Annotated in this window: 17 protein-coding genes and 1 CRISPR repeat array; of the genes, 4 read left to right on the top strand and 13 right to left on the bottom strand. The window is 40.4% G+C overall.

What is annotated here, in order from left to right; translation table 11 throughout:
* Positions 1 to 293 precede the first annotated feature (293 nt).
* Both O8C68_07830 and O8C68_07825 read right to left on the bottom strand, forming a co-directional pair.
* Positions 294 to 716: an EVE domain-containing protein gene (locus O8C68_07830; GenBank protein MCZ7395710.1), complete on the bottom strand. Its 423-nt coding sequence runs from the start codon at positions 714 to 716 to the stop codon at positions 294 to 296.
* Positions 717 to 720: 4 nt separating this feature from the next.
* A complete protein-coding gene (locus O8C68_07825) occupies positions 721 to 1935 on the bottom strand; it encodes a right-handed parallel beta-helix repeat-containing protein (protein MCZ7395709.1) in 1215 nt (404 codons plus the stop codon).
* 436 nt (positions 1936 to 2371) lie between these two features.
* On the opposite strand from O8C68_07825, the gene O8C68_07820 reads away from it, so the two are divergent.
* Positions 2372 to 2617 carry a type II toxin-antitoxin system HicB family antitoxin gene (locus O8C68_07820; protein ID MCZ7395708.1) on the top strand — a complete coding sequence of 82 codons (246 nt, stop codon included), beginning with the start codon at positions 2372 to 2374 and terminating at the stop codon, positions 2615 to 2617.
* A gap of 226 nt (positions 2618 to 2843) precedes the next feature.
* Here the strand turns inward: O8C68_07820 and O8C68_07815 are convergent, their stop codons facing one another.
* Complete coding sequence (locus O8C68_07815) at positions 2844 to 3092, bottom strand: type II toxin-antitoxin system HicA family toxin (GenBank protein MCZ7395707.1); 249 nt, start codon at positions 3090 to 3092, stop codon at positions 2844 to 2846.
* The gene (locus O8C68_07810) at positions 3085 to 3306 is read right to left on the bottom strand and encodes a type II toxin-antitoxin system HicB family antitoxin (protein ID MCZ7395706.1); all 222 of its coding nucleotides are present in this window, start codon (positions 3304 to 3306) and stop codon (positions 3085 to 3087) included. The genes O8C68_07815 and O8C68_07810 overlap by 8 nt, the downstream gene beginning before the upstream one ends.
* A 710-nt stretch (positions 3307 to 4016) precedes the next feature.
* Between O8C68_07810 and O8C68_07805 the strand changes: the two genes are divergently transcribed.
* Positions 4017 to 4370 (top strand): hypothetical protein, encoded by a 354-nt coding sequence (locus tag O8C68_07805; GenBank protein ID MCZ7395705.1) that lies wholly within the window; start codon positions 4017 to 4019, stop codon positions 4368 to 4370.
* Between the two features lie 1183 nt (positions 4371 to 5553).
* Positions 5554 to 5745 carry a hypothetical protein gene (locus O8C68_07800; GenBank protein ID MCZ7395704.1) on the top strand — a complete coding sequence of 64 codons (192 nt, stop codon included), beginning with the start codon at positions 5554 to 5556 and terminating at the stop codon, positions 5743 to 5745.
* A 779-nt stretch (positions 5746 to 6524) separates the two neighbouring features.
* On the opposite strand, the gene O8C68_07795 is transcribed toward O8C68_07800, so the two are convergent.
* From O8C68_07795 to O8C68_07755, 9 genes are all read right to left on the bottom strand, one after another.
* Complete coding sequence (locus O8C68_07795; GenBank protein ID MCZ7395703.1) at positions 6525 to 7799, bottom strand: Glu/Leu/Phe/Val dehydrogenase; 1275 nt, start codon at positions 7797 to 7799, stop codon at positions 6525 to 6527.
* A gap of 52 nt (positions 7800 to 7851) precedes the next feature.
* Positions 7852 to 8403, bottom strand: a complete 552-nt coding sequence (locus O8C68_07790) for a DUF488 domain-containing protein (GenBank protein ID MCZ7395702.1) — start codon at positions 8401 to 8403, stop codon at positions 7852 to 7854.
* Positions 8404 to 8428: 25 nt separating this feature from the next.
* Positions 8429 to 8839: a nucleoside 2-deoxyribosyltransferase gene (locus O8C68_07785; protein MCZ7395701.1), complete on the bottom strand. Its 411-nt coding sequence runs from the start codon at positions 8837 to 8839 to the stop codon at positions 8429 to 8431.
* Between the two features lie 182 nt (positions 8840 to 9021).
* A CRISPR array of direct repeats spans positions 9022 to 10745; the repeat unit is 37 nt; unit sequence GTTTCAATCCTTGTTTTAGTGGATGTGCTTCTTGAAT.
* A gap of 108 nt (positions 10746 to 10853) precedes the next feature.
* Positions 10854 to 11444: a CRISPR-associated protein Cas4 gene (cas4, locus tag O8C68_07780; GenBank protein ID MCZ7395700.1), complete on the bottom strand. Its 591-nt coding sequence runs from the start codon at positions 11442 to 11444 to the stop codon at positions 10854 to 10856.
* Between the two features lie 12 nt (positions 11445 to 11456).
* The gene (gene cas2, locus O8C68_07775; GenBank protein MCZ7395699.1) at positions 11457 to 11750 is read right to left on the bottom strand and encodes a CRISPR-associated endonuclease Cas2; all 294 of its coding nucleotides are present in this window, start codon (positions 11748 to 11750) and stop codon (positions 11457 to 11459) included.
* Positions 11751 to 11761: 11 nt separating this feature from the next.
* Positions 11762 to 12730 carry a CRISPR-associated endonuclease Cas1 gene (gene cas1 / locus O8C68_07770; protein ID MCZ7395698.1) on the bottom strand — a complete coding sequence of 323 codons (969 nt, stop codon included), beginning with the start codon at positions 12728 to 12730 and terminating at the stop codon, positions 11762 to 11764.
* Position 12731: 1 nt separating this feature from the next.
* Positions 12732 to 13115, bottom strand: a complete 384-nt coding sequence (locus tag O8C68_07765; GenBank protein MCZ7395697.1) for a DUF86 domain-containing protein — start codon at positions 13113 to 13115, stop codon at positions 12732 to 12734.
* On the bottom strand, positions 13081 to 13542 hold the full coding sequence (locus O8C68_07760; protein ID MCZ7395696.1) for a nucleotidyltransferase domain-containing protein: 462 nt from the start codon (positions 13540 to 13542) through the stop codon (positions 13081 to 13083). The genes O8C68_07765 and O8C68_07760 overlap by 35 nt, the downstream gene beginning before the upstream one ends.
* Positions 13543 to 13615: 73 nt before the next feature.
* A complete protein-coding gene (locus O8C68_07755; GenBank protein MCZ7395695.1) occupies positions 13616 to 14308 on the bottom strand; it encodes a CRISPR-associated endonuclease Cas6 in 693 nt (230 codons plus the stop codon).
* A 250-nt stretch (positions 14309 to 14558) separates the two neighbouring features.
* Here O8C68_07755 and O8C68_07750 point away from each other — a divergent pair, with 250 nt between their 5' ends.
* Positions 14559 to 14795, top strand: a complete 237-nt coding sequence (locus O8C68_07750; GenBank protein ID MCZ7395694.1) for a hypothetical protein — start codon at positions 14559 to 14561, stop codon at positions 14793 to 14795.
* Positions 14796 to 14798: the final 3 nt, after the last annotated feature.

Genomic DNA, 14798 nt, shown 5'->3' with positions numbered 1-14798 from the left:
AACCTGAAAGAGGCTGTTGAATTATATCTTGAGAATGCCAAAGCTCTGGGAATTTTAAATGATTTTGCTGCATCCTTACATTCGCCAAATAAATTCACTTCTACTATTGGTGTGGCAGTGTGAGCAAACTTCCTTCTGTTTCATCAAATAAGATTATAAAACGTCTCCTTAAAGCCGATTTGAATTGTAAGTAGTATATTTTCAAATTTCTTAGGATTTTGATTAGTCTTATCATTTAAACATTCGGCCAGAACTGTAATAATGTCTTTGAAATTATTGGATGGAATCTTCCCTTAAATTTTCATTTTTGAATAAATTAAATCAAAATCTCGTTTATCAATTTTAAATAATCCAAACTTGAACATATAACCCCATGATTTCTTATTTTTAATAAAATTTAAATTCTCAATTAAAGGTTCAATTTTAACTTCATTGCAATCCTCGTATTGAGCATTTATTCGATATGGTTTAAAATCATCACTTAATTCTACTTGATATATTTTATCATCAATGATTGAGGCAATAGCGGTAAATGATTTAAGGGGTTCTCCATTTTCCAGGGATGTTTTGGGTGAATAAAATATTATTCGATCACCTTTTTTTAAGCGTTTTAAAGGTGCTGGTTTTCCATGACCTGATTGCACAAACCCATTTTGTTTGCCCAGCATCACATGTTCTTTTGAAATCGTATTTATCCAGAATTTCTGATTTTCCATAGGACTAATCCCCTTTTTCAGCTAATTCAATTAACTTTTCGACAGCATTGATCGTGTTGTTAAAGTAGTTGTTGTAGATGGTGTTATTGCTGGAAGAGGTTAGTTCGATGCCGTAGTTGTTGTTTGAGACATTGTTATTGGTCAGGTTATTGTTGTTGGAACCGGATATAAGGATGCCGTAAGTGTTGTTCGAGATACTGTTGCTGCTCAGGTTGTTGCCGCTGGATGAGTCCATAAAGATTCCCGATGTTTGGGCACCAGGCAAAATGGGGAAAAAAGAGTTCGAGAAGTTTGAGATGTTGTTCCCGATGAGTGTGTTGTTGTTAGAAGAATAGAGCAAGATTCCAGAGATTATCATCGTCGTATTGGGGGGTTGGATGCTACTAACAGAGACATTGTTTCCTGAGAGCATATTGTTGTTGGACTGTAAGAGGGAGATTATGTCAAAGGAGTTTGCATCGTTATTATTCAGCGTGTTGCTGTTGGAATATATAAGGGAAATCCCACCGATGCTTGCATTGTTTCCACTCAAGTAGTTGCTCTTGGAAGTGGAAAGGGAAATCCCACCGAAGCTTGCATTGTTTCCACTCAAATTGTTGCTGTTGGAAGAGGAGATTGAGATACCACCAATGCTTGCATCGTTATTATTCAGCGTGTTGCTATTGGAAGAGATAAGGGAAATCCCACCGATGCTTGCATTGTTTCCACTCAGCGTATTGTTGCTGGAAAAGTCTACTTCGATGCCTTTGAAACTGTTAGAGACATTATTACCGTTCAGCGTGATGTTGCTTGAAGCGACGATTGCGATTCCGGTATTGATGTTTAAGCTTGCATTGTTATTAGTTATGCTCCCGTTTGCCGTATTACTGTAGTAGATGCCATAATCCCAGTGTGTTGCTGTCAGATTTGTTATAGTTACATTTGTTAGCGCAATTGAGAAGTTAGAAACGAACACTCCTTTAGTGTTAATTCCCCCTATTCCATCTATCGTATAACCCGCGCCGTCAAAAACAACATTACTTGATATTATATCAATGCAGCTCGGAGCACCGCTGTTAATTATGCTCGTGTTGAGCACGTATTCGCCTGGTGAGGATATCGTGGTACATGAGCTAATAATATTTTGCGCATTCGCTCCCCCCGCCAGCGATAATACCAGAGTGGTAATTCCAATCGCTATTCTGAGGACATGCCTTCTGTAAATTTTATCCCGGACCATTTTCTCCCCTATTCAAAGCTGGATGATAGCATCCTCTTAGATGCATTTTCTGAGTAACCCAACCCTACTATTTTAGTATCATCCCCACAAACTATTAATAACTTACGGTTTTTATTGCTGGCGCTCTCGCTCTAGCCTAAGAGGTCGTCAAGTATGCTTGATGTAGTCACTCGGCAATTAAACTCCCTGGGTTTAGGGTATTCGAGGCTATAAAATTTATTTTATGTAGAACTTTGAGCACGTCTATTTCTCCAGACGCTCCTCTTTATAGTTTTATCCGTGCCCCTATTTTGGCATCCCGGCCATGATGCTCAGGGATTTGCTGTTCTATCGGTTTTCTGGAATTCTGTTTTTCTTTTCAGGCGCATGTTAGGTATTTAAAAACAGGAAAGAGTTCAACCAAAAATTTAATAACAAGAATTACCCTTCAATAAGTATGAAAAGTATGGAAAAATTAAATGTTACAGCTATAATCTGGCAGGAAGATAATGTTTATGTTTCAAAATGCCCTGAACTTGAAGTTGCCAGTGTGGGTGACACGCCGGAAGAAGCTCTTCTTAACCTGAAAGAGGCTGTTGAATTATATCTTGAGAATGCCAAAGCTCTGGGAATTTTAAATGATTTTGCTGCATCCTTACATTCGCCAAATAAATTCACTTCTACTATTGGTGTGGCAGTGTGAGCAAACTTCCTTCTGTTTCATCAAATAAGATTATAAAACGTCTCCTTAAAGCAGGGTTTGATTATGCGCCCATTAAGGGTAAAGGCAGTCATATCGCTTTGGTCAGAGTAGGGAATCATGGAGAAAAGTAACATCCCGGAGCGGATGCTCATGGTTTAGACATCTTATCAGTTTTTGGGCTTTTGCTTTTCTTTTCAGGCGCAGGATTTCCTTCAAAAAACAGTTTTTATTTATTTCCTCTGTATTTTGAATACAGTTCAGTAAATTCCTCTAAACTCATTTCCAGATCTTCCCGTATTATCTTGCGCAAAAGCCCTTTAGGGATATCCTTATTTCCATGCACAGGAACGCTGGTCGCCCTTCCGTCTTCTGATTTCAATCTTGAATGAGAACCTTTAGTTCTGGTAACTTGAAAGCCTAAATATTCTAAGAACTTTATAAGTTCTTTGCCTTTGAATACAGGAAGTTTAGGCATTCTGAGCAACTTCCAGTTCTCTAAACCCTACAAATTTATTTAACTCTTCGACCTTGGTCTCTTCGAGGCACATCTCTATGACTTCTTTTATGTTCTCCAGTGCCTCGTCTATAGTTTCACCGTAGGAATGGCAACCTTTGAATACAGGGCAACTTACTATGTAATAACCATCTTCGTCCATTTCAATTATAATTGGCAGATGTAATTTTTCCATGTCTGTTACTTCCTGTTAGATAGATAGGGTTTCAAATATTAAGATATTGCGCCCATTTTTTATTTATAGTTAAAAAGTTACGAACGACCGGAATGAATTCCGATGCATCAGGGCGCTGATGCTCGAGGGTTTGGCATCTCTGGCGGTTTGCTGGAATTCTGTGTTTTTAATCAGGCGCAGGTTAGTAAATAAAAAGGATACCTTTTATACAGAATAAACCTTAGGTTGTTTATCTCATCGGTGGTGATAATACGGCTTGGATTGAAAAAGAAAAACAAGAAAAATCTGAATTATCTAATGAAATAGGGAAAACTCAAGAATCTACCGATAAAACTGGAGAATTAAAAAAAGAGAGGACTGAAATAATCTCAAAAATCAAAGATCTTGAAAAAAATTATTCTTCTGGAGACCTACTTGATGAAGAATATGAAGAACTTAGGAAACCGCTTGTTGACAAGGTCAAAAAGCTCGATGAAGAGCTAAAAATATTTAGGGGGAAAGAATCAGAAGATGTAACTCCTATTAGATCTTCGATAGAAATAGAGGGTAAGCGGACACAAGACCAGCAATATTCAAATGCTCAAGCTCTTTGGAAACTGACTCTTCTATTGATTTTTACTTTTACTATATATTCATGGTATTGGTTTTATCGTAATTGGAAGCACTTAAAAATTCACAGAAATTTGGATATAAGCCCTGGTTGGAGGACTGTGGGATTATTTGTACCTATAGTTGCTATTTTCCTAATTTATGAGCAATTAAAAGATATTAGAGACTTTGCTTTACAAGCTGGATGTAAAGCTTATTCGTCCCCAGGAAGTATTACATTTGGCTTCATATTCGTGTATATTGTTTCGTTTGCAGTTGTGAGATCCGAGAATTTAGCTGGTTTATTTTTTCTTGTAAATTTATTATATATTCCATTGCTGGTATTTGTCCAAAAAACGTTAAATGATTATTGGAAAAAAGAACAACTTGGACTTGAAATGAGAATAGGTTTATCAGGTGGAGAGATTGCTTTATTATTGACGGGTGTAATTTTATGGACTCTGTATTTGTTTTAGCTAATTCCTTATCTTTCAGTGCTGTCACCTGAGACCAGGTGATTTCTTTTTGGATACTAACAGACTTCACAAAATATCTGTATAGTCCCGAAACCTTTGGCTTTATATCCCCATCTTCCTGGCATGGGAAAACGAAATAAGGTGATAAAATTAACCAAGAAAAAGATAAGTTACATTATTCGTGCCAAAACGAGAAATGACAGTAACAAAAACATTGCAGTGGACATGAAAATATGTAAATCCACTGTAAAGAGAGTATGGTCACATTGGTTAAAACACCATGAACCGATACCATTAAAGAAATTTGGCAGGAAAAAGCAAGTGACTGATGTGAAATCTATGGAGTTAATTATTCAAGATTTAAAACACAAAAGACACATTCCTCAAAATACACACTAAAGCTGTTCATTCCAAATATTTAAATATCATAAACACAATTATTTCTGTGTGCGTAAACCTTCTGAGATAGTAGGTATCATAGTTTTTGTGGTTATTATTATAGCCTTAATTTATAATTTTTATGGTATCTTAAATTATCTTTGGGAAAATAATTTACCTATTTTTGTAGCTTTTATTATTTTCATACTATTAAGTTTATTCTCCAAAGAAAAATAAGGCTGAAGGTTTTAAGTTTTAGGAGTTTGTTTAGGCATCTTTCTTGACCATGAGAACATGAGAACGAACTCATGAGAGCAGGTAAACTGCTACCGCGTTAAAGCGCAGCAGCCTTTCGATATTTCAACGTTAAATGGATGCCTCAGAGGCATACTCTTCTAACCACTATGGGATAAACTGTCCTGAAGGGGCTATCCTGATACGTCGTTCTGCGCGTTTTGCTATCTTTTTGGCGCTGTCAAAAAGTAGGTTGAGTGATGCAACGGCGATACGTTGCCCTTGCGGAGCGTGCTTTTGATGAATGAAAACACAATTAACCGCGACTGTCTGAGCACCCACTGGAGCGCAGGACTGTCGCCCAGCCACCCACACTAAGGACGCCGTCCGCCCGCAGGCAGATTCGGGCTTGTCCTGCACCCTGTGGGGGGCGTGCTGAGGGTGGCGCACGTCTTGGCACATATAGAATAATTGACCGTCGGCATTAATTCAACGGGAATTTAGGAAAAATATCATAATGATTAGCATTATGATAATCTTTAAATAAGAGTATTGTATATACAATATGCTAATGAAGAACCCTATATTGTCTAATATAAAAAATGATAACGTTGGTATAATCTTAACTGGTATGATTGGTGGTGGACTATTGGGTTTTGCTTTGGATGGTTTTATTGCTATTATTATAGGTTGTATTTTTGGTACAATTATAGCAATGCTTTATATTTTAGAAGAACGGAGGGAGATAGTTACCAAATCATGAGTTCAGCTCAATCAAGGTTGTAGAAGTAGGGGACAGACTTGGTTTAATAATTAAAAAAATGATTATATTAGTTATGCTAATCATATGGTCATAAGAGTTATGGATGTGTTCATAGAACATTCATGAATAATGCAAATTAATTTAATAACGACAAGTTCCTTGATTGGAATTTGTTTCACTATAATATACATATATAAAAATAAAAAAACAATATCCCTTCCAACTCTATTATTGTTATCTTTTCTCTCCCCGTACCTCTTAACTTTCGGGTCTTTGATTCTTTTATCAGGGATTTTTTGTGATGCAACCCATTTTTTCAGCGATATTCTTGGAATTCCTCATGAATTTTACGACCTTTTAACAATTAGACAGGTCATGGTAATAGCGGGTCTTGCTTTAGTCTGGCTCGCCAGTTCGCAAATTCTCAAAATGTTTGCTAGGAAACCGAAAAGAAAGAAATAAAAGGTCAACTCGTAGCTAAAGATTATAGTTATAGTGCAGCTTTAGCATGAATATCTGTAGCCGAAGTAACAATCTAATCCGACAAAGTAAAGTTAAAGCGTAATATATTGTATCCGGATATACCTACCAACATGGTTTGATAAGGAGTTTAGGTATAAAAGTAACTACAATCAACCATAACCCCGTACTTGAATGATATTGGGGCTCGCTATCGTTTTTTGCCTATAAACCTTCCTCACCCAGCAGCGCAGTTCTGCGATAAATGCATTTCTCCACCGCATCCCTGCCCGACAGAGCCAAGATCAATGATTCCATAATTACAGATTCCCGCGCAATCGTTCAGCGTGCAGTATTCTTTTTATTGCAAGCTGGTATGCCGACCTTCTCATTCTGCAATTTTTTTCATCGCAATGCGAGTAAACATCATTGAAGGCGGTAATCATGATTTTTTTGAGCCTTTCCAGAACCTTATCCTCCTCCCAGTAATCGTTATTGAGGTTCTGGCTCCATTCAAAATAGCTCACAACAACGCCCCCTGCATTGGCAAGCACATCGGGTATGAGCATTATGTTCTTCTCGAAGAATATATCGTCAGCCTCTTTTGTTGTCGGGGCGTTGGCAAGCTCCAGCACCATTTTCGCCTTTACATCCTGCGCATTGCTTTTATTGAGCTGGTCTGAAAGCGCTGCAGGAACCAGGATATCGCACCCGCAGGTCAGAAGTTCCTCGTTGGTTATGTTTTTGCTTCCCTCGAAATCCACAACACTCTCAGTTTCAGCCTTGTGCTTCATCACAGCCTGGATATCAAGACCGTCTTTATTTATTATCCCGCCTTTTGAATCACTTACCGCGATCACCTTATACCCTTTTTCATACAGTATGCGGGCTGCGTTCTCCCCAACGTTCCCGAACCCCTGGATAGCGATACTCACCTCGAATTTATCCATATCCATTCTCCTCATCGCTTCCTCGAGGATATAGATTCCGCCAAGGGATGTTGAATAGCTTCGTGCCTTGCTGCCTCCCAGTTCGATGGGTTTCCCCGTGACCACCGCAGGTATATGAACTCCATTTATCCGCTCGTATTCATCGAGTATCCACACCATGATTTTCTCATCGGTATAAACATCGGGCGCCGGGATATCCTTGAAAGGTCCGATGTGGCTTGCTATGGCGCGGATATAACCCCTGGTGACCTGTTCAAGCTCGTTCCTGCTGAGTTCCTTTGGGTTTACCACAACGCCGCCTTTTGATCCCCCGAAGGGTATGTTTACAACCGCGCATTTAAGCGCCATCAGAAAGGAAAGATCCTTGACATGGTCGAGCGTCAATTCGGGGTGGAATCTTATACCCCCTTTGGCAGGACCGCGGGCATCGTTGTACTGCACCCTGTGCCCCACGAACATTTTTATTTTTCCCGAGTCCATCCTCACAGGGAAATGGACTGTAAAAGAACGCCTCGGCATGTCCAGCAAATCCAGTTCTTCTTCCGAAAGACCAAGATCGGAATATATACCTCCCATTTCACTTATAGCCAGTTTACAGAGATTCCGGTCATCGGCGTGTAATCTTTCATGATTTTTAATTTCCACGAATTCCAGCCTCCTCTATATTATTATGTTCTCTTGGAGTTTAAGTAGCTTTTCATTTATCTGCAGCATCGGAAGATGGGTACGTGATTTTCATCCCATTCACCTTTGCAAACTGCGTAATCTTGTGGGGTGAGCGGTTTAAGCCCAGAATGTGCTCAACCCTGATACCACGAACCAGGAGCGCGTCTGCAATCAAAGAGCGATGACAGCGCCATGGAACAGCTTCGGCGCACAGCAATGCAACCTGAACCGATGCTGCAATACGCATCAACTCCTGCAAGTTTGTCTCAAATTCCTGTGTCTGCATGTAGTCGGCAAAACCTCTGAAAGACATGTTGCGCCAGCCCATATTTGGTGAATCTTTTCGCGGGCGGCGAAGCCCACCCAATCCGGGCATGTGCATGTAGCCTATGCCCGCGGCCCTCAGGTTATCAGGCAGGGTTTCGATGTTGAATTGGGGATTGTGCCTTGAGCGCGGAACTGTGCGTATGTCTACAACCATTGCTACGGAATGCGCTTTCAACAGGCTGATAAAATCATCCAGCGTGCGCGTGGAATGTCCGATGGTGAATACAAGAGATGATTTTTCATAAACGTTGTCCATAGACGCCTTTTATTGCTGTTTTTGCTCAGGAAGTTTTCATGAGCTTTAAACGATTTAACAGCTCTGGAATACTGGTGCAAAGAATTGCAGACCTCTCGATCATCAGGTTTACAACGCCCTCAATACCCAGCGTCCGGAAATCTGTCCTCAGCCCGATTACGGGTTTATTTTTTGCAAAGGCATAGCCGATTTCCCATGCAGTGCCGGAATCAACATCCGTACCGTCAATCACAGCCACAATTATATCCGAGCCTTCGATTGCAGCCAGGTTTTTATTAAAAATGATCTTCTGCCTGTTCTCAGCCCTGACATTGTTCGAATCCTCCTGCGGCAGAAAAACCGCAAAGCCCGCGTACTTTATCTCATCCCTGAGTTTGCGGTTAAAATCATGCTCGGCTTCCGAAAAAAGCGGTGCTGCGAGATAAACGGTTCTCATACAGGTAGGATTGGCTTACTTAGCAAATAAGTTTTCTTAGGCATTTGATGAACGCAAAGATTCTCGCCCTTTTTAGACGGTTCATCAAACATGACAGCATTCGTTAGTCTTAAATCATGCTGGTACAATGGGTTAGGCGTGAGCCAGACCGATGTGATTTTAGTTACCATTTTATGCCTCCAGTTTCAATCCTTGTTTTAGTGGATGTGCCTCTTGAATTATTTGGGGAGTGCTTGGATAAGTTGTAGTCGCTAGTTTCAATCCTTGTTTTAGTGGATGTGCCTCTTGAATTTATATTTTTTATGCCCTGTAAAATCTGATAATGAAGTTTCAATCCTTGTTTTAGTGGATGTGCTTCTTGAATAACCTTGGCGGCCAGACTTTGTCCGAGGATGGTATGTTTCAATCCTTGTTTTAGTGGATGTGCTTCTTGAATTTTACAGTATATAGCGATGCCTGCACCGGTGCGGGAATTGTTTCAATCCTTGTTTTAGTGGATGTGCTTCTTGAATGAATTGTTAAGGGAAGGGCACACTGCCGTAGAATATGGTTTCAATCCTTGTTTTAGTGGATGTGCTTCTTGAATGAACTGGAACAGCGACCGGTTGTTATCGAGGCATGGTTTCAATCCTTGTTTTAGTGGATGTGCTTCTTGAATATGCTGCAACATGGGGCATAGTCCACAGATATCATAGTTTCAATCCTTGTTTTAGTGGATGTGCTTCTTGAATTCGATGTTTGCTGACAATGATGATGCATTGTTCGTGCTGTTTCAATCCTTGTTTTAGTGGATGTGCTTCTTGAATAGTCTTACGATATATCCCGCCCTCATTATCGAGCTCCGTTTCAATCCTTGTTTTAGTGGATGTGCTTCTTGAATAAACCGATCCGTTTCCATAACGGTAATCAGTAATCAGTTTCAATCCTTGTTTTAGTGGATGTGCTTCTTGAATACGAAACAGGAACAGCCAGCAAGATATTATTGTCAAAGTTTCAATCCTTGTTTTAGTGGATGTGCTTCTTGAATAACACAACGACAAACCACAATCGGAACAGGAGGTTGTTTCAATCCTTGTTTTAGTGGATGTGCTTCTTGAATATCGCTGATCTTGAGGGTTTGAACTACCATGGTGAGTTTCAATCCTTGTTTTAGTGGATGTGCTTCTTGAATACTTCCAACTGCAGCGGATATTGCAGCCATCCCGCCTGGTTTCAATCCTTGTTTTAGTGGATGTGCTTCTTGAATTTGAAATTACAATTCCGATTATTTTAGTTTTCATATGTTTCAATCCTTGTTTTAGTGGATGTGCTTCTTGAATGATGGTGAATAGGCTGGAGTTGAAATGTTGGTTTGTTCCGGTTTCAATCCTTGTTTTAGTGGATGTGCTTCTTGAATCAATGTCCTGGATTCGCTTCTGCTCTGTTTCGATATGTTTCAATCCTTGTTTTAGTGGATGTGCTTCTTGAATTTCTGCATCTCTTACCGTGAGCTTCACATGCCCTTGTTTCAATCCTTGTTTTAGTGGATGTGCTTCTTGAATCCTACTGATTTATTGATAAATGATAAAGCACTTCCATGTTTCAATCCTTGTTTTAGTGGATGTGCTTCTTGAATTAGAACCTTTTTCTATAGAAAAAGGAGGTACTATAGTTTCAATCCTTGTTTTAGTGGATGTGCTTCTTGAATCCTGTAGGTTTTCCCGTTCATTTCCTGCATTGCAGGTTTCAATCCTTGTTTTAGTGGATGTGCTTCTTGAATATATCCTTACCGCATTTTTTGTAAGATGCCATACCTATGTTTCAATCCTTGTTTTAGTGGATGTGCTTCTTGAATAAGACTTGGCAAATCCCCTACATTCGACTGGGATAGTTTCAATCCTTGTTTTAGTGGATGTGCTTCTTGAATAGCACGAATTTTCGGCTAATTAGGGGAAAATATGCTCTATAATAACTTAGATTTTGTGCTCAAAATTCTTGGTATAAAATTATAGATTGGTTTATAAGAATAAGAAAATCAGGTGCAGATGTTACTGTAACAGCAGTCAATGCACTTATTCTTATATTTGGACTTACCCGGATAAAAGCCTTTGTCAATGATTTCAAGGATTTCATCAACGATTTCAATTCCTTTTTTAAAATCCTTTTCCGTAAAATCCACCTCTTCGATGTGGTTATTGCTTCGTGTAAAACAGATAAATCCTCTTCTTACATCAATGTTGTAATTCTCTTTAATCATGATGGCATGCAGCACTAGTTGGAATTTGTGGGTTTTGAAAATAGTATCCTTGAACTCAGCAAATTTATATTCAAAAGGCGCTGCAGTCCCGTCATCAAGGAACAGAATCTCGTCCACAATCCCTTTAATGTGGTTCTTTTTTGAAGCAATGAATACGTTCAGTTCTTTTTTCACAACTCCGAGTTTCTTTCGCAGGTACTCCGTATTCGTTATCCGTTTTTCCTCATGGACTTCCCTTCCCTTCAAAACCTTGAACCTCGATTCCTCATGCTGCGGGATATCCAGGCAGTGCATAAAATAAATGAAACGCGGGCAGAAAAGGTACTCAAGCACATCAGAAATGGTGATAATCGTATCTCCGGCAGTCATAATCTATTTTCTTCAAAAGAATTTTGTCAATACCTCATCACTCACAAGCTCTTTGTCAAAAGCCTGACCGAGGAGCTTTACTTTCCTGAACGATTCGTCATCCATCGGAAAAACATATACAGAATCAACATCGAGGTCGATTTCTTCCTCGCATTCCAGGGCGAGAGAATCCCTATCGTTTGCATTAAGAGTACCAAGAAAAACGCTCTTTTGCACCCGGTACAGCCCTTTGTCAAGGCAGATGCGTGCGACGTTCTTGCGCGTGGTGTTATCTGCAATATCGTAAACCACCCAAACCATTGTCATTTAAGCTCCTCCTATTTTATCAAACTGTTCGCTATGCTGTGGCATTCCATCTGGATCGTGTTCCTGACTTTGACATTGCGCCCATTGTATTCGATTTCTTTGTCAAGGGTTTCATTGACCGCTGAGATCAATACCGCTTTACCATCCTTATTCATGTATAAGCCGCCGGGGATTTTGTCGAATAAGCCCTCATGCACCTGTTTTTTTGAAAAAAGGTTTATAACCGTCCTGTCGATATGTATCCTGAAAATCTCAATAAGGTCGAAAACAAAGGATTTCTTGTTATAATTATCGGTGTGCAGGAAGCCCATATATGGGTCAAGTCCTGCGATGATGCATGCTTTTTCGACCTGTGAATACAGAACCCCGTAACCGTAGTTGAGGAGGCAGTTGAAAGCATCCTGCGCCGGGTCACGGCTTCTTCCTGCAAACTTCCATGTCTCTGGCATAATGCTGGCTAGCGCCTCGAAATACGTCAATGAAGCCATGCCCTCCATCCCCATTATCGAGCCGCGCTTTTCGTCAAGTGAGCCTTTCATGTTCATGAGGTCATCCTTCGATTGGCTAATTTTCACAATGTACTGCCCGAAAGTCTCATAGTCATCGGGTCGGTTCTTTTTCAGGTCTTTGAGGAAATCAAGCTGGTTCTCAAGCTTCTGCGCTATCCAGCCGCGCGCCAGGTTGAACCCCACAGATGAGGCTTCAGCTTCAAGCTGCCGGCGCCGTATAAGTGTCGTGCTTCCAAGCTTGGAGTGCCACACCCTGCCGTAAGGATCGCCAAAGTAGTTCAGGAATACAATATCAATATTGTTCTCAACTGCAAATTCGATAGCATCTGTGGTAATGGTCGCTGAAGTTGTTATGAGTATGCTGTCCACCTTGTCGGCTGAAACCTCAAAGCTCTTGTCGTCGTTCTTCACAAGGAAGCAGTTCTTTTCCTTTTTGAGATACGCGCCGCGCGTGTTTATTACGAGTTGCATGTCAGTATTCTGCCACTTTTACGATTATCCCTTTTAGCTCGTTGATTCTTGAAAGAGCCTCATTTACAATATCCATATCAAGATAATCATACCTGTGGACTATGAAGTTCCGGACCCCGTTCATCTGTCTTAAAAAATCCCCTTCGTTTTGTGATATTATTTTTTTATCTGTGATTTTTTCAATATTCGTGGCGTCATCTTCGACCTTCAAGCCCATGTCCCGTACTTTCATGGCAATTATATCCATGGATATCTCTACTACAACCTGAAGAGAATACAGCAAGGCGCGCTCGGTTACGTCATTGTCTATCGTGTGTGTAGAAATAAATTCTTCTTCCTCGGTAAATCTTTCAACCTTTGACAGGTACCTGTCTTCTTCTTTCAAACCATCTCCTCCTGGTTATGTTCATCTCAGATACAGTGCGGAATCTGTTGTTCACTATCCTGTATTCCATGTCTTCCCAATTTTTTCTGAAATTGTAGAAATAATAAGAAATCGAGGGCTCATCTCCGTATACCACTTTGTAGTTTTCGATTATGTCTATTTTTACATAAAGGGGCAGCTCTTCGAAGATTTTCACATCGTACTTATCGCCAACCTTTTGAAAAATCCTGTTCAAAATTCCGTGTGTCCGGGGTTTAATGATGCATATGTCTATATCAGAGCGTTCATCCGCAGTATTCAATGCACATGAACCATAAAGTAAAATACCTTCAACTTCGTCGTTTATAAATTCAAATTCTTTATTCAGCTTGCTGATGAGTTTTTCAACGGGCAACTTATTTTTCGTCTGCATGGTCACCGATTTCACTTCCTCAACATGGTCTCCTGCATTTCAGGGGGATATTTTCTAATTATTTTATACACTATAGTTCTCATATTTGTTAACTTTGGTATATATTATTAAAGTTCATTTTTAAATCATTATTTCTGATAACGGCGCCAAATCCTCTTGAAACCGATTTCCCGATGCCAAGATAATCAGGTATGATGAAGTTGGTACAGAATCTTCCGATGAAGGTCATCACGTTTACATCTTTCAACTTGCTTTTCCTGATATTTACCTGGACATCGCATTTTATCTCTTCAGGCACCTGATAATCCAGCGTTTTCGACATGGATAGAAGGTTCCCAATGAGCGTTTTTCTCAGGAATTCATGTCTATCCTCATGACTCTTAAGACCGTAGTACTTCATGTAATTCTCCTGATTGAGCGCAAGCCATGGTGTGATGAACTCATAGGAATGGAACTTATCGCTTATCCCGAACTCCTGATTTCTCACAGCGATGCCTTTCTCGACGATCTCATAAACCTCCTCGCCGAGTTTTATCTCATCGTATTTATCATAAACCTGTTTTAAAACTTCGGCGCCGTCATTGATGCCGATGACCATGGGCGCGCCGTCTATCATCTTGTACTGTACGAGAGGGTAGCGGTAGATGAGCCTGTCTGCATTGTGCTGGTGGAAGAGGGAGTATTCGTTGAACTTTGTGGCGAAGAAGCCGCGCAGAAGCGAGGCTGGGGCGTGGATGGGGCGGGTGGAGGCGAGAGTGAGGGTGAAGGTTTTCAGGAGCATTTGCAATCCTCATCTGATTTTATTTCATGATATTTATCAAAGCAATTTTTTATAATTTCGGCGCCGATAGGAAGCCGATGCAACTTCTGTTTATAGAAATAACAAACCGCAGATGAACGCAGATGAACGCAGATTTGTTCAGTTTTCATGGTCTCCATATTTTTATTTTGTCGTATTTATCATAAATCATCTTTATAAATCTGGCGCCGCCACAAAGTCCCGGCGCGCCGTCTGTCGTGATGCGCCGCGCATGAGTGGGGAGGATGGGGGGGCGGGGAGCATTACGTGTGGAAGGTTAATTTCACTATCGGATTCATTAACCGCTGATGAACGCAAAGAGCGCAGAGCGAGATGGAATATAAACAACGAACTCAATACGAACTCGTACGAACTCAGAGCTAAATATTTTAAACTGTCCGGCGCGCCGATAGGCATCCGAGGCAGGCTATGCGTATCGAAATCACGAACCGCAGATGAACGCAGATGAACG

Origin of the sequence: Candidatus Methanoperedens sp., from assembly GCA_027460525.1 — an archaeon.
GTDB lineage: Archaea > Halobacteriota > Methanosarcinia > Methanosarcinales > Methanoperedenaceae > Methanoperedens.
The sequence above is the reverse complement of the archived record's forward strand: the minus strand, read 5'-3'. Positions and strand labels throughout refer to the sequence as shown.

What these genes read in the sequence shown, in the direction of transcription:
- O8C68_07830 (MCZ7395710.1), bottom strand. Translation starts at nt 716, where the DNA reads ATGGAAAATCAGAAATTCTGGATAAATACGATTTCAAAAGAACATGTG.
- O8C68_07825 (MCZ7395709.1), bottom strand. Translation starts at nt 1,935, where the DNA reads ATGGTCCGGGATAAAATTTACAGAAGGCATGTCCTCAGAATAGCGATT.
- O8C68_07820 (MCZ7395708.1), top strand. Translation starts at nt 2,372, where the DNA reads ATGAAAAGTATGGAAAAATTAAATGTTACAGCTATAATCTGGCAGGAA.
- O8C68_07815 (MCZ7395707.1), bottom strand. Translation starts at nt 3,092, where the DNA reads ATGCCTAAACTTCCTGTATTCAAAGGCAAAGAACTTATAAAGTTCTTA.
- O8C68_07810 (MCZ7395706.1), bottom strand. Translation starts at nt 3,306, where the DNA reads ATGGAAAAATTACATCTGCCAATTATAATTGAAATGGACGAAGATGGT.
- O8C68_07800 (MCZ7395704.1), top strand. Translation starts at nt 5,554, where the DNA reads ATGAAGAACCCTATATTGTCTAATATAAAAAATGATAACGTTGGTATA.
- O8C68_07790 (MCZ7395702.1), bottom strand. Translation starts at nt 8,403, where the DNA reads ATGGACAACGTTTATGAAAAATCATCTCTTGTATTCACCATCGGACAT.
- O8C68_07785 (MCZ7395701.1), bottom strand. Translation starts at nt 8,839, where the DNA reads ATGAGAACCGTTTATCTCGCAGCACCGCTTTTTTCGGAAGCCGAGCAT.
- cas4 (MCZ7395700.1), bottom strand. Translation starts at nt 11,444, where the DNA reads ATGACTGCCGGAGATACGATTATCACCATTTCTGATGTGCTTGAGTAC.
- cas2 (MCZ7395699.1), bottom strand. Translation starts at nt 11,750, where the DNA reads ATGACAATGGTTTGGGTGGTTTACGATATTGCAGATAACACCACGCGC.
- cas1 (MCZ7395698.1), bottom strand. Translation starts at nt 12,730, where the DNA reads ATGCAACTCGTAATAAACACGCGCGGCGCGTATCTCAAAAAGGAAAAG.
- O8C68_07755 (MCZ7395695.1), bottom strand. Translation starts at nt 14,308, where the DNA reads ATGCTCCTGAAAACCTTCACCCTCACTCTCGCCTCCACCCGCCCCATC.
- O8C68_07750 (MCZ7395694.1), top strand. Translation starts at nt 14,559, where the DNA reads ATGAGTGGGGAGGATGGGGGGGCGGGGAGCATTACGTGTGGAAGGTTA.